14 protein-coding genes are annotated in these 12,790 nt (G+C 44.9%); 12 read left to right on the top strand and 2 right to left on the bottom strand.

Going from position 1 to position 12,790, the window contains the following annotated elements:
- The first annotated feature begins 19 nt into the window (after positions 1–19).
- The 10 genes from phnG (at position 20) to OO774_RS23875 (ending at position 8,181) form a co-directional block, all read left to right on the top strand.
- Positions 20–484: a phosphonate C-P lyase system protein PhnG gene (phnG, locus tag OO774_RS23920; RefSeq protein WP_264907310.1), complete on the top strand. Its 465-nt coding sequence runs from the start codon at positions 20–22 to the stop codon at positions 482–484.
- Positions 484–1,098 carry a phosphonate C-P lyase system protein PhnH gene (phnH, locus tag OO774_RS23915; RefSeq protein WP_264907309.1) on the top strand — a complete coding sequence of 205 codons (615 nt, stop codon included), beginning with the start codon at positions 484–486 and terminating at the stop codon, positions 1,096–1,098. The genes phnG and phnH overlap by 1 nt, the downstream gene beginning before the upstream one ends.
- 2 nt (positions 1,099–1,100) lie before the next feature.
- Positions 1,101–2,204 carry a carbon-phosphorus lyase complex subunit PhnI gene (locus tag OO774_RS23910; RefSeq protein WP_264907308.1) on the top strand — a complete coding sequence of 368 codons (1,104 nt, stop codon included), beginning with the start codon at positions 1,101–1,103 and terminating at the stop codon, positions 2,202–2,204.
- Between the two features lie 2 nt (positions 2,205–2,206).
- Positions 2,207–3,094, top strand: coding sequence for an alpha-D-ribose 1-methylphosphonate 5-phosphate C-P-lyase PhnJ (locus tag OO774_RS23905; protein WP_264907307.1), 888 nt, complete (start codon positions 2,207–2,209; stop codon positions 3,092–3,094).
- Positions 3,094–3,876 carry a phosphonate C-P lyase system protein PhnK gene (gene phnK, locus OO774_RS23900; protein ID WP_264907306.1) on the top strand — a complete coding sequence of 261 codons (783 nt, stop codon included), beginning with the start codon at positions 3,094–3,096 and terminating at the stop codon, positions 3,874–3,876. The genes OO774_RS23905 and phnK overlap by 1 nt, the downstream gene beginning before the upstream one ends.
- A 13-nt stretch (positions 3,877–3,889) precedes the next feature.
- A complete protein-coding gene (phnL, locus tag OO774_RS23895) occupies positions 3,890–4,582 on the top strand; it encodes a phosphonate C-P lyase system protein PhnL (protein WP_321274841.1) in 693 nt (230 codons plus the stop codon).
- Positions 4,583–4,584: 2 nt separating this feature from the next.
- Complete coding sequence (gene phnM / locus OO774_RS23890) at positions 4,585–5,715, top strand: alpha-D-ribose 1-methylphosphonate 5-triphosphate diphosphatase (RefSeq protein ID WP_264907304.1); 1,131 nt, start codon at positions 4,585–4,587, stop codon at positions 5,713–5,715.
- A 9-nt stretch (positions 5,716–5,724) separates the two neighbouring features.
- Positions 5,725–6,270: a ribose 1,5-bisphosphokinase gene (phnN, locus tag OO774_RS23885; protein WP_264907303.1), complete on the top strand. Its 546-nt coding sequence runs from the start codon at positions 5,725–5,727 to the stop codon at positions 6,268–6,270.
- The gene (gene phnP / locus OO774_RS23880) at positions 6,267–7,040 is read left to right on the top strand and encodes a phosphonate metabolism protein PhnP (RefSeq protein ID WP_264907302.1); all 774 of its coding nucleotides are present in this window, start codon (positions 6,267–6,269) and stop codon (positions 7,038–7,040) included. Before phnN ends, phnP begins: the two co-directional genes overlap by 4 nt.
- A 124-nt stretch (positions 7,041–7,164) precedes the next feature.
- Positions 7,165–8,181 carry a putative 2-aminoethylphosphonate ABC transporter substrate-binding protein gene (locus tag OO774_RS23875; RefSeq protein WP_264907301.1) on the top strand — a complete coding sequence of 339 codons (1,017 nt, stop codon included), beginning with the start codon at positions 7,165–7,167 and terminating at the stop codon, positions 8,179–8,181.
- 265 nt (positions 8,182–8,446) lie between these two features.
- Here the strand turns inward: OO774_RS23875 and trpB are convergent, their stop codons facing one another.
- Positions 8,447–9,670, bottom strand: a complete 1,224-nt coding sequence (gene trpB, locus OO774_RS23870; RefSeq protein WP_264907300.1) for a tryptophan synthase subunit beta — start codon at positions 9,668–9,670, stop codon at positions 8,447–8,449.
- A 183-nt stretch (positions 9,671–9,853) separates the two neighbouring features.
- Positions 9,854–10,102, bottom strand: a complete 249-nt coding sequence (locus OO774_RS23865) for a hypothetical protein (RefSeq protein WP_264907299.1) — start codon at positions 10,100–10,102, stop codon at positions 9,854–9,856.
- Positions 10,103–10,304: 202 nt separating this feature from the next.
- Here OO774_RS23865 and OO774_RS23860 point away from each other — a divergent pair, with 202 nt between their 5' ends.
- Positions 10,305–11,291 carry a GTP-binding protein gene (locus tag OO774_RS23860; RefSeq protein WP_264907298.1) on the top strand — a complete coding sequence of 329 codons (987 nt, stop codon included), beginning with the start codon at positions 10,305–10,307 and terminating at the stop codon, positions 11,289–11,291.
- A 186-nt stretch (positions 11,292–11,477) separates the two neighbouring features.
- The gene (locus OO774_RS23855) at positions 11,478–12,767 is read left to right on the top strand and encodes a DEAD/DEAH box helicase (RefSeq protein ID WP_020335264.1); all 1,290 of its coding nucleotides are present in this window, start codon (positions 11,478–11,480) and stop codon (positions 12,765–12,767) included.
- The last annotated feature ends 23 nt before the right edge of the window (positions 12,768–12,790 follow it).

Raw genomic sequence — 12,790 nt, 5'->3', positions numbered from 1 at the left:
ATAAACGACCAGGAACGCAATGATGCAAATCCGTCACAATTTAAGTCAGGAAGAACGTCGGCAGTGGATGAAAGAATTGTCACTTGCTCCGTTTGACCAACTATCAGAACTTTGGGAAGCATTTTCAGATAAGCCTTCTTATAAACACCTGAGAGCAACCGAAAGTGGATTGGTACAGGTGCGCGGTAAACTGGGCAATACCGGTGACCGTTTCAACATGGGTGATGTAACAATGACTCGTGCATTTATTGCTTTGGAAAACGGACTTAATGGGTTCGCCTATGTGCAAGGGCGTAATAAACAGCATGCAGATATTGCTGCTGTTCTCGATGCGCTAATGCAAAGTGATTCAGCCCCAGCAGTAAATGAATTGATTCTCGGCCCTTTAAATCAAGCTCGTATTGAACGTCGTCGTGCGGCAACAGAAGAGACACTAAAAACTAAAGTGGATTTCTTCACTTTGGTGCGCGGGGAGGACGAATAATGTCAACCAGTACATTAATTTCCGGTTTTGAAAACCCCGTGTTAGACAGTCTTAGTAACTTTCGACAATTGGCTGATGTGACTGCACGTCCGGGTAAAGTCGTCGAGTTACCGCAGCTGATCGGTCCACAAGGCGTGTACAAAACCAGCTTCAGTCTTTTGCTTACCTTATTAGATACCAAATCTTCTCTTTACCTGAGTGAAGAGTACCAAATTGATTCAGTAACAAAAAACGTTGCGTTTCATTGTAACTGTTCTTGCGATGTTTCCGCTGATAAAGCAGATTTTGCGTTGATGAATGGTGCAAATCCAATCGATTTTAATCAGTTCAACGCGGGCAGCGCTCGCGATCCACACCAAAGTACTTCTTTGATCATCGAAATTGATGAAATTGCTTCAACAAAAAAAGAGAGCTTGGAAATCACACTCGTACTGTCAGGGCCGGGTATTCAGACTGAACATACCGTTTCGCTGCAAGGATTGCATTCAAGCGTTGTTGATTACTTAACTCACCGTACGCACGCCTTCCCAACAGGGCTGGACATGTTTTTGATGACGGACGACAAAGTCATGGCAATTCCACGTACCACTCACGTAAAAATTGCGGAGGCATAAACATGTATGTAGCAGTAAAAGGCGGTGAAAATGCCATCAATGCCGCACATCAATTATTGGCAACAAAACGCCGTGGTGACACCTCAGTAGCAGAGCTGACAGTAGAGCAGATTCAACAGCAGATGCCTCTGGCGGTTGACCGTATTATAAATGAAGGCGGAATCTACGATCGAGAGTTGGCAGCACTAGCTCTGAAGCAATCAAGCGGTGACATGATTGAAGCGATATTCCTGCTGCGGGCGTTTCGTACCACCTTGCCTCGTTTTGGTTCTGCGCTTGCGGTTGATACAGAACGAATGCAGATTGAGCGCCGCGTATCTGCAACCTTTAAAGATCTACCGGGGGGGCAAATTCTCGGTCCTACTTATGACTATACCCATCGCTTGCTGGATTTTTCGCTGTTAGCGGGTTGCCCTGAAAACGCCGAAAAGATTCAGCAACAGAGCGCAAAGATTGAAGCAAACCCTCCAGCGCCAGATTCGCTGCAATGTTCGAATGCGTTCGACTGGATTGCCAAAGCAGGATTATTGGTTGAAGAGCAAGATTCGGGTGCTGAACCATTTGATTTAACAGAATCACCGTTGCAATTCCCTGCGTCTCGAAGTACGCGTATGCAGAACCTGATTCGTGGTGATGAAGGTTTCCTTATCGGTATGGCTTATTCGGCGATTCGTGGTTACGGTGACTCACACCCATTCTGTGGCGAAATGCGTACCGGTTTAAGTGAAATCAGCTTTGTACCAGAAGAATTGGGCTTTGAAGTGTGCATTGGTGAAATTCAATTGACTGAATGCCAAATGATCAACGGTTATTCCTCTTCACAAAAAGAACCGAAATTTACACGTGGCTATGGTCTGACTTTTGGTCGCGCTGAAACAAAAGCGTTAGCGGTTGCATTGGTTGATCGCTCATTGCAGGCCAAAGATTACGGCGAAGAAGCTTCATCTCCCGCACAAAATGAAGAGTTTGTTCTTTATCACAGCGACATTATCGATGCGGTTGGCTTCGTATCTCACTTTAGATTGCCGCATTACGTCGATTTCCAGTCAGAACTCCACATGCTACGTGAAATGCATGCTAAGCAGTCGATTAAAAAGGGACAGTAACCATGAACGATACCTATAACTACGGCTATTTGGATGAATCAACGAAACGAATGATTCGTCGAACCATTTTAAAAGCCATTGCGATTCCTGGTTATCAAGTCCCTTTTGGTGGACGAGAAATGCCAATGCCATATGGCTGGGGTACGGGGGGTATACAGCTTACTGCAACGTTAATTAGTCCTGAAGATACACTAAAAGTGATTGATCAGGGCGCTGACGACACCACCAACGCGGTAAGTATTCGCCAGTTCTTCTGCAAAGTCGCTGATGCGAAAACCACGGAAGTGACGAGCGAAGCGACCATTATTCAAACGCGCCACCGTATTCCAGAAACACCATTAACAGAACAACAAATCTTGGTCTATCAGGTGCCAATCCCAGAACCGATGCGCTTTATCGAACCAAGCGAAGTGGAAACAAAAACCATGCACGCACTGGAGGAGTATGGCGTAATGCGAGTAAAGCTGTATGAAGATATTGCGCGCTTTGGGCGAATCGCAACCAGTTACGACTACCCAGTCATTGTAAATGATCGTTACTTAACCAATCTGTCTCCGATTCCGAAATTTGATAACCCTAAATTGCACATGAATCCCGCTTTGCAATTGTTTGGTGCGGGTCGTGAAAAACGTATTCACGCTATACCGCCATACACCAAGGTTGAGAGTCTGGCCTTTGATGACCACCCATTTGAAATTCAACAGTGGGAAGAGTCGTGTGCTATTTGTGGCTCTCACGACAGCTTCCTCGATGAAGTAGTGATTGATGAAGAGGGCAATCGTACCTTTATCTGTTCAGATACCGATTACTGCCGTCAAAACCTTGAGAAGCAAGGAAAAGAGAATGTCGATTTTGTGGCATTTCAGAAACAACAGTCAGGAGATGAATAATGATTCACCTCGATGAAAAACCGATTCTTGAAGTAAAGAACGTTTGCAAACTCTACGCAGAAAATAAAGGCTGCCAAAAAGTCAATTTCGAGCTTTATGCCGGTGAAGTGCTTGGCATTGTTGGCGAGTCAGGATCAGGTAAATCAACGCTACTGAAACTGTTATCAGGCCAATTGGAATCAGATGCTGGTGAAGTACTGTATATCGACCGTGAAGCGAACCTGCACTCCCTGTTTGAAATGCCATTGAGTAACCAACGTAAACTGCTTCGTACTGAATGGGGCGTTGTACATCAACATCCAAGTGACGGTTTGCGGATGAATATTTCTGCTGGCGGCAATATCGGTGAACGACTGATGGCGATTGGTGAGCGTCATTACGGTGATATTCGACAAGAAAGTATCGAGTGGATGGCATCAGTAGAGTTGGCGGCTGACCGTGTAGACGACAAGCCATCCCAATTCTCGGGTGGCATGCAGCAACGTTTGCAAATAGCGAAAAACCTGGTGACTAAGCCGCGTCTTGTCTTTATGGATGAACCCACCGGCGGTTTGGATGTGTCGGTGCAGGCTAAATTCTTAGATTTACTGCGCCGCCTGGTTATCGAGCTGAAAGTCGCGGTGATCTTTGTGACCCATGATTTAGGCGTCGCTCGTTTACTGGCTGACCGCTTGTTAGTTATGCGTCGTAGTGAGGTCGTTGAGCAAGGGTTAACCGATCAAATCCTGGATGACCCACAGCACGCTTATACCCAGCTTCTGGTTTCTTCAATCGTAAGGTAATTCAAACATGGAAATGATTTCCGTAAAAAATGTCTCTAAGACGTTTGTTCTGCACAACCAAAATGGCGTTGAGTTACCAGTTCTAAAAGGCGCGGATCTCTCAGTGAGCTCTGGCGAGTGTGTCATTTTACATGGTCACTCAGGCTCAGGGAAAAGTACGTTTTTGCGTTCTCTTTATGGTAACTACAAAGTCGACTCAGGCTCTATCTGCGTTCGTTATGGAAACCAGGAAGATGAAAGCGTTGACCTGGTCACAGCAACACCGCGTCAGATTGTCCAGCTAAGACAGCAAACATTGGGCTATGTGAGCCAGTTCTTATCTGTTATTCCAAGGGTTTCAGCCATTGATGTGGTTATGGAGCCGCTTCTAAGTAAAGGCGTCAGCTACGAAGAGTGCTACCAGAAGGCTGCCCATCTATTAACGCGTTTAAATGTGCCAGAGCATCTTTGGCAATTGGCTCCCGCCACATTCTCAGGAGGTGAGCAACAACGGGTGAATATTGCGCGTGGATTCATCATGGATTACCCAATTTTGTTGCTGGATGAACCCACTGCCTCGCTAGATAAAACCAATAGTGAAGTGGTCATCGATCTGATTCAACAAGCCAAAAATCAAGGCGCAGCTATCGTGGGCATTTTCCATGACCCATACGCTCGTGATGCCGTGGCAGATCGCCTACATAATATGAATTCAAAGGAAGCTTAAACATGATTCTTACCAACGCAAAACTGGTACTAAGCAACGAAGTCGTCGAAGGTACGCTGTACATTGAAGATGGTAAAATTGCGAAAATTGTTAACGAAGTGAGTAGCGATCCACGAGCGATCGATTGTAACGGTGACTACATGATTCCAGGGTTGGTAGAGTTACACACTGACCATATGGAAAAATACTTCTCCCCACGCCCCAACGCAGCGTGGCCTGAACGTTCAGCGCTGACCGCATTTGACGGTATATGTGTGGCAAGTGGTATCACGACGGTACTTGATGCAGTCACAGTCGGTTACGTTAACGATGGAGGCACACGTCTAGCAAACCTATCACGAATGGTTGAAGCGGTGAAAAGTGCAAAAGATTTTCGTTGTCGCGTTGACCATATGCTTCATCTGCGCTGTGAAGTGCCAAACGAATCCACAGTTTCTCTGTTTGATGAACTGTTTGAACCGGAAGTGGTGAAGTTAGTTTCAATTATGGATCATTCACCGGGTCAGCGTCAGTTTCCAACGCTGGAGCAATATCGTTCTTATTACCAACAAAAATATGGTTGGGATGATAACAAAATGGAAGCGTTTGAAACTGAACAAACCGAACAAGCGCGTTTGTATTCAGCAGTAAATCGCAGAGCTATCGTTGATAAATGCCGTCGCGCTGGTATCCCAATGGCCTCTCACGACGATGGCTTAGAAGAACACGTAACAGAGTCTAAAAAAGATGGCATGGTGGTCGCAGAATTTCCAACGACATTAACGGCGGCTAAGGCTTCTCATGAGCAAGGCCTGAAAGTGTTAATGGGTGCACCAAACGTCGTTCGCGGTGGTTCTCACTCTGGCAATATTGCCGCTCATAAACTGGCTGAGTTAGGTGTGCTGGATATTCTGTCATCAGATTACTACCCAGCAAGCTTGTTACAAGCAGCATTTAAGATTGAATCCCTAGATAACGATTACGATCTGCCAAAAGCGATTGCACTGGTCACAACAAACCCTGCAGTAGCACTGGGAATGAATGATCGTGGTTTGATTGAAGCGGGACGTATTGCAGATTTAGTTCGGGTTGAAGTAGACCGTGATTTTCCAATCGTGAAGCAAGTTTACAAAAATGGACAGTTGATTTTCTAGGTGAAACGAATGGCAAAATTGTTTTACGTTATCGGCCCCTCTGGGGCTGGTAAAGATAGCGTGATTGACAAGCTAAAGCAGGAAAAAAAACGAAATCTAGTCTTCGCTCACCGTTACATTACTCGTAGCGCCGATGCTGGTGGTGAAAATTATATTGAGCTTAGTCTAAACGAGTTTGAACTGCGCCAGTCGCTCAATCTCTTTTCGATGCACTGGCAAGCCAACAATCACTCTTATGGGGTTGGTTGCGAACTGGATTCATGGCTAGAGCAGGGGGTTGATGTGGTGGTAAATGGTTCTCGTGGTTATCTTCAACAAGCGCTAAAACGTTACGGGGAAAATTTGATTCCTGTTGTGATTGATGTTTCCAACGACGTTCTGGAAAAGCGCTTAAGAGTACGAGGCCGGGAGAGCGACGATGTTATATGCCAGAGATTAAAAAGAGCCGATGAATTTCGCGCCATTTCACTGCCTGAAAACACCTTAATGCTGGATAACAGCGGTAGTTTGACAGATACCGTTAACCAGTTTTTAGAAAATATGGTGACGACATGAGATTCACTCTGCTCGGTACAGGCAATGGCGCGATGTTACCTGTCTATGGGTGCGGCTGCAAAGCGTGTACCCGTGCAAAAGAAAACGCTCAATATCGTCGCAACAAAACTTCAGCTATGGTTGAGCATAATGGTAAAACGTTACTGATTGATGCAAACTTACCCGACCTTATGCAACGATTTCCCTCAGGCAGCATCGATAGAATCCTATTAACTCATTACCACATTGACCATGTACAAAGTTTGTTTGACTTGCGAGAAGGAGTAGGAACACCAATCCCTGTCCATGGACCAGATGACCTACTTGGCTGCGATAACCTCTACAAATATCCCGGTATTTTAAAATTTCAACCACCTTTTTCCCCATTTCAGACATTTGAATGGCAGGGGATTTCAATAACCACTATTCCTCTGAATCATTCAAGAACGTGTTTAGGCTATGTGTTCAATTGGCGTGGTAAACGAATTGCGTATTTAACGGATACCTATGGTCTCAATGACACGGCGATTCGGTGGTTTCAGGATAACCCGGTTGAATGGATGTTTATTGACTGCGGCTATATGCCTCTTGACGTAAGAGGAAATATAGCCACAAAAAACCACAGTACATTTGAACAAATCGAAGATATTCAACGACGATGCAAACCAAAACATCTGCGTTTGCTACATATCAGTCATACCTTTGAAACATGGGCAATGGATACTTTCGGCTATTTTTCTGATTTATTAGATATGGCGCATGATGGTCAATCGATAGATTACTCAGGCTGAATATCAATGATTAGCAAAACCAGTTGCTTTCCTAACTATTTCTAAAGCGTCGTACTCATTTAGACAATATTTACCAAGTAAAGTAGCAACAACTTAATACAGATAAACCCCAAGGAAATAGAAAATGGACGACAAGATAAAAACTGGTGCTTTGTTGCTTGCTTTGGCTGCTCCAATGGCTAATGCTGCTTCGGAACTCACTGTCTATACTGCATTAGAATCTGACCAGCTAAACCAATACAAGAAAGCGTTTGAATCACAATACCCAGATATTGAAATTAAATGGGTTCGCGACTCTACTGGTATTATGACTGCTAAGATCCTCGCTGAAAAAGACAACCCACAAGCGGACGTTGTTTGGGGCCTTTCAGCAACCAGTATGATGGTTTTTGACAACCTTAATATGCTGCAATCATACAAGCCAAACGGAAGTGACGAACTTTACGACAGCTTCCGTGACATGAGCGAAAACCCAACTTGGATTGGTATGGATGCTTGGATTGCTGGTATCTGTGTTAACACGATTGAGCTAGAAAAAAACAATCTGGAAATGCCTAAATCATGGGCTGACCTAACAAAACCTGAGTACAAAGGTCACATTGTGATGCCTAATCCTAGTTCTTCAGGAACGGGGTTCCTAGATGTATCTGCATGGCTGCAACTGTTTGGTGAAGAGAAAGGCTGGAGCTACATGGATAAGCTTCATGAAAACATTGCTCGTTATACCCACTCTGGCTCTCAGCCGTGTCACTTAGCGGCGACTGGTGAAACAACGATGGGGGTTTCGTTTGCCTTCCGTGGCGCTAAACTGAAAAAACAAAAAGCACCAATCGACCTAGTATTTCCAACAGAAGGTATCGGCTGGGATATGGAAGCCGCTGCGATCGTTAAAGGTACCGATAAGCTAGAAGCTGCCAAGAAGTTAATGGATTTCGCAGTAAGTAAAAATGCGAACAAGCTTTATAACGAGTCTTACGCTGTTGTTGCACTTCCTGGTGTCGCTAAGCCAGTTGAGCATTACCCTGAAAAGCCAGAAGCTATGATGATTAAGAACAACTTTAAGTGGGCAGCAGCGAATCGCGATACAATTTTAAAGGAATGGATCAATCGTTACGATAGTAAGTCAGATGCTAAAAATTAACGGCTATTAATGACATCGAGTTGCGAAATTACAACGACCAGTTTGGATATGGTGTTGTTTACATCGATGGTGAAGGCTGCCCGTATATGGCGTATGCAACTCACCTTGGGTTAGATGTGAACGTAGAGTATCGCTCGCCGGCCATCTGACGAGAGCATGGGAGTCTTCAGCGAGTTACAGTATAAGAGCAAAACATATCCACAGATGTCAAAAACAACAAAGCCACCTTTTTGAAGGAGGTGGCTTTATGTTAAGAAAATAAGCTTTAGATTAGCGATTCAATCCCGTATTTTGAGCCATAGTTTTCGACCACAAAATCAATATCTTTGTCACCTCGGCCAGACAAGTTGATGAGAATCGACCCTTTTTCTCCTTGTTTTGCCAGTTTTATCGCGTAAGCCACTGCGTGAGATGACTCAATCGCAGGAATAATGCCTTCTTCACGAGACAGTTCAAAGAAGGCATCTATTGCTTCGTCGTCGGTGATAGAACCGTAATTCACGCGGCCGATATCTTTTAGGTAACTGTGTTGCGGGCCAACAGATGGGTAGTCTAGTCCACTTGCCACAGAATAAACTTCTTGAGGTTCACCTTGTTCGTCTTTTAGCATGTAAGACTTGAAACCATGCATGATGCCCGGTTCGCCCAAGCTAAGGGTTGCCGCGTGTTCACCTACTTTGTCTAAAGAGCGACCCGCTGGCTCAACACCATGAATCGCGACTTGTTCGTCGTCTAAAAAGGCACTGAATAAGCCCATCGCATTGGAGCCACCGCCCACGCACGCCACAAGGTTGTTCGGTAAATTACCCGTCATCTCTTTAAACTGAACTCGCGCTTCGTTACCGATAATAGACTGGAAATCACGAACCATTTTAGGGAATGGGTGAGGGCCTACTACAGAGCCAATGGCGTAAAGCTGAGTCTCTGGATCTTTTAAATAAGCTTCAAATGCTGCGTCTACCGCTTCTTTCAGCGTTTTGCGTCCATGCGTCGCAGGAATCACATTGGCGCCTAGAATTCTCATTCGAACCACGTTTGGGTGCTCTTTCGCGATGTCGACTTCACCCATGTAAATATCACACTCTAATCCGACAAGAGCCGCTGCTGTCGCTAACGCAACGCCATGTTGACCTGCGCCTGTCTCTGCGATCAATTTCTTTTTACCCATTTTTTTAGCGAGAATTGCTTCCCCTAAACAGTGGTTAATTTTGTGCGCGCCAGTGTGGTTGAGATCTTCGCGTTTCAGGTAGATATCAGCGCCATATTTTTTGGACAAATTCTCAGCATGAAAAATCGGACTCGGTCGACCGACAAAATGTTTGTAAAGGCGCGCCAGCTCAGCTTTAAATTCTGGGTCTTTACAGCATTCTTCGTAGGCAGCGTTGATGTCTCGCATGATTTGCTCAAGCTCTGGTGGTACAAAGCTGCCGCCATATTCGCCAAAGAATCCTTCATTGTTGGGCATAGTGTAGTCGAAAGAGTTATTCATTGTTCACGTCCTAGTTCACGTCTTAATTTTTATGATTAGTACGTTTATACCCAAAATCTAATGCGTATTGTGTGATCAGTTGCCTAAATCTTGATGTTGTTCTTGTGAACTAGTTGAATAGTACGAATTAAATACAAAAAAGCTTGCTTATAAAAAGCAAGCTAATGGTTCGTCACATTGATATTAATGTGTACGAGCTGGACCGTTTCGAACGATATCTTTACCGTTGTCGTAAACGTATTTTGAAACCCAACGACCCAGAAGTAGCTGGTGGTTATCTCCCAAAACGGCGACAAATGGGCGGCCATCGCTATTGGTTGTAGCAAGTGCAATGCCTGCCACGCCTTCTAAACCCAGAGCTCCGCCTTCGACTAAACGCAGAAAGGTTTCTAGCTCTTCAATGGTTTCAATCACTTGATCATCAATGTTCATTGTATTCAATCTCTTCGAATAGCAAATATTTTGTGGCGCGTACTCTACCTAAGTTAAGACGAGAAACCAAGATCCTGTAAAGTTCTAGTCGTCTGGATAAAACCGTTAACTAAAGTCGTTCCACAGTGACAAAACCATTGAAGCACATCACATTGTCCGTATACTTTGCCTGAGTATAAACGCGCTAACGTCGGAGAAAAGCATGTCAAATCGAGTACCTACCAATATACTGACTGGTTTTTTGGGATCAGGTAAAACGACGACGATCTTAAACCTGCTAAAGAAAAAACCAGTAGACGAAAATTGGGCAGTCTTAGTGAATGAATTCGGTGAGATTGGTATTGATGGCGCTTTGATGACTGACCAAGGTGCGTTGATAAAAGAAGTCCCTGGCGGTTGCATGTGTTGTACCGCAGGCGTTCCTATGTCGGTGGGCATTACTGCGCTGTTGCGTCAAAAGCCCGATCGTTTGCTTATCGAACCGACAGGGCTTGGTCATCCAAAACAAGTGATTGCGACATTAACCTCTGAGCAGTATCAGCCTTATGTTGATCTTAAAGCGACCATCGCATTGGTGGACCCGCGCAATCTGAGTGATGAGAAGCACCTTTCCAATCAAAACTTCCTTGATCAACTAGATTGCGCGGATGTGGTTATTGGTAGCAAAGTTGACCTTTGTTCTAGCCATGACATCGATGTATTTAGCGACTGGATCACCGATCAGTCACCATCAAAAGTGTTTAGCAAGTTGATTCATGACGGCGATCTACCCATTGAAGTTTTAGATATTGAACGAGTTCATGGCAGTGCTTCTTCGCATATTGAGTCTCATCATCATGAACACGCGCATCAAGAACCACAATTTCAACTGCCACCGGGTGAAGCGTTCATTCGTAAAGAGAATAAGGGGCAGGGTTATTTCAGTTGTGGTTGGCTATTTGGCGCAGAGCATACGTTCGATTTCGATCAGCTTTTCTCTATGCTGTCGGCTCTCACCGCAGAGCGAGTAAAAGCCGTAGTGAATACAGACCGGGGATGTTATGCATTTAATGTCGCGAATGCGGTGGTAACGGTGAATGAGATCAGCCTTGAAGGGTTTGAGTCGAGATTAGAAGTGATTGACTCTCAGTTGCTTCCTTGGGATGAGTTAGAAAGTGTTTTACTTAAACTTTCTGGGATAGAGAAGTAAAGAGTTACCTGGTTATCCCTCTTAAGCGGTCAAGCAATGTGGCGTTAGTGTTTGCCGCTTATTCGGTTTACACAGACTTAAAACTGAAAAAAGAGAGAAAAGTGAGATAAATCACTTAAATTCGGGTATAGTGCACGGCTGAATTTTTAACGCTATTTTTAGTGGTTTGTTTAAGGAATACGCTCAATGTCATTTTCATCTCAAGGTTTTGCACCAGAAGTGGTAAAAGCGCTGGCAGAATGCGGTTATGAAAAGTTAACGCCAATTCAACAGAAGGCGATTCCAATGGCTCGTAAAGGCCATGATATTTTCGCTACAGCCCAGACTGGTACTGGTAAAACTGCAGCGTTCTCATTGCCTATGATTCAGCGACTGCTAGACAGCGATCACAGTGCTTCACGTAAGACGGCTCGTGCACTTATTCTTGCTCCAACGCGTGAACTGGCAGAGCAGATTGCTGACAACATCAAAGCGTACACCAAATATACCGACTTATCGGTGGTGGCGGTTTTTGGTGGCCGTAAAATGTCTTCACAAGTTTCAGCGCTCGAAAACGGCGTCGACATTCTGGTCGCAACACCGGGTCGTCTGGAAGAGCACATTGAGCAAGGTAATGTCTCAGTTGCCAATCTAGAGTTCCTCGTTTTTGATGAAGCTGACCGTATTTTAGATATGGGCTTTATTCACGCGGTGCGTAAAATCATGCTTGATGTGGACACGGATCCGCAGATCATGATGTTCTCTGCAACGACGTCCAGCCAGCTCAACCTATTGGCAAAAGACATTTTGCGTAAACCAAAACGCATTGAAGTTGAACGCGCAAATACAACCGCACAAACCGTTGCTCACGTACTTTATCCCGTTGATCAAGAGCGTAAAACAGAGCTGCTTTCTGAACTGATTGGTCGCAAAAACTGGCAACAAGTACTGGTCTTTGTGAACTACAAAGAAACCGCGAACGAAGTGGTTAAAGAGCTGAAGCTTGATGGTATCAAAGCGGCAGTTTGCCACGGTGACAGAGCGCAAAGTGCTCGACGTCGTGCGCTTGAAGAATTCAAATCAGGTAAAGTACGCGTGATGGTAGCAACCGATGTTGCCGCTCGTGGATTGGATATCGCGGATCTGCCACATGTCGTGAACTACGATATGCCGTTCCTTGCTGAAGACTACGTTCACCGTATTGGCCGTACTGGTCGTGCAGGTAAGCAAGGGCATGCAGTTTCCTTCGTAAACCGAGATGAAGAGCTGACCGTTGTACAAGTTGAAAACTTGATTCAACAACGAATTCGCCGTATTGAGCTAGCAGGTTATGAACCAAAGCAGCGTGAGTCTTACATCGAAAAGCTGAACTCCAAACCGGCATTTAAAAACCGTCAAGGACGTCGCAATAACCCTAACCAATCTGCAACAGACCAAGGTTCTGCAGAACGCCGTTTGGCGATGGTGAAGCGTTTGAAAGCACGTCGAGCGAAATAACCAATATTGACGAATTGAGTTGA

The sequence above is a fragment of the Vibrio sp. STUT-A11 genome (assembly GCF_026000435.1).
Lineage (GTDB): Bacteria > Pseudomonadota > Gammaproteobacteria > Enterobacterales > Vibrionaceae > Vibrio.
This window is presented reverse-complemented; position numbering and strand designations above follow the sequence as displayed.

Bases quoted from the DNA above. Each gene is read 5' to 3' on its own strand.
- phnG (WP_264907310.1), top strand. From the start codon at position 20: ATGATGCAAATCCGTCACAATTTAAGTCAGGAAGAACGTCGGCAGTGG.
- phnH (WP_264907309.1), top strand. From the start codon at position 484: ATGTCAACCAGTACATTAATTTCCGGTTTTGAAAACCCCGTGTTAGAC.
- OO774_RS23910 (WP_264907308.1), top strand. From the start codon at position 1,101: ATGTATGTAGCAGTAAAAGGCGGTGAAAATGCCATCAATGCCGCACAT.
- OO774_RS23905 (WP_264907307.1), top strand. From the start codon at position 2,207: ATGAACGATACCTATAACTACGGCTATTTGGATGAATCAACGAAACGA.
- phnK (WP_264907306.1), top strand. From the start codon at position 3,094: ATGATTCACCTCGATGAAAAACCGATTCTTGAAGTAAAGAACGTTTGC.
- phnL (WP_321274841.1), top strand. From the start codon at position 3,890: ATGATTTCCGTAAAAAATGTCTCTAAGACGTTTGTTCTGCACAACCAA.
- phnM (WP_264907304.1), top strand. From the start codon at position 4,585: ATGATTCTTACCAACGCAAAACTGGTACTAAGCAACGAAGTCGTCGAA.
- phnN (WP_264907303.1), top strand. From the start codon at position 5,725: ATGGCAAAATTGTTTTACGTTATCGGCCCCTCTGGGGCTGGTAAAGAT.
- phnP (WP_264907302.1), top strand. From the start codon at position 6,267: ATGAGATTCACTCTGCTCGGTACAGGCAATGGCGCGATGTTACCTGTC.
- OO774_RS23875 (WP_264907301.1), top strand. From the start codon at position 7,165: ATGGACGACAAGATAAAAACTGGTGCTTTGTTGCTTGCTTTGGCTGCT.
- trpB (WP_264907300.1), bottom strand. From the start codon at position 9,670: ATGAATAACTCTTTCGACTACACTATGCCCAACAATGAAGGATTCTTT.
- OO774_RS23865 (WP_264907299.1), bottom strand. From the start codon at position 10,102: ATGAACATTGATGATCAAGTGATTGAAACCATTGAAGAGCTAGAAACC.
- OO774_RS23860 (WP_264907298.1), top strand. From the start codon at position 10,305: ATGTCAAATCGAGTACCTACCAATATACTGACTGGTTTTTTGGGATCA.
- OO774_RS23855 (WP_020335264.1), top strand. From the start codon at position 11,478: ATGTCATTTTCATCTCAAGGTTTTGCACCAGAAGTGGTAAAAGCGCTG.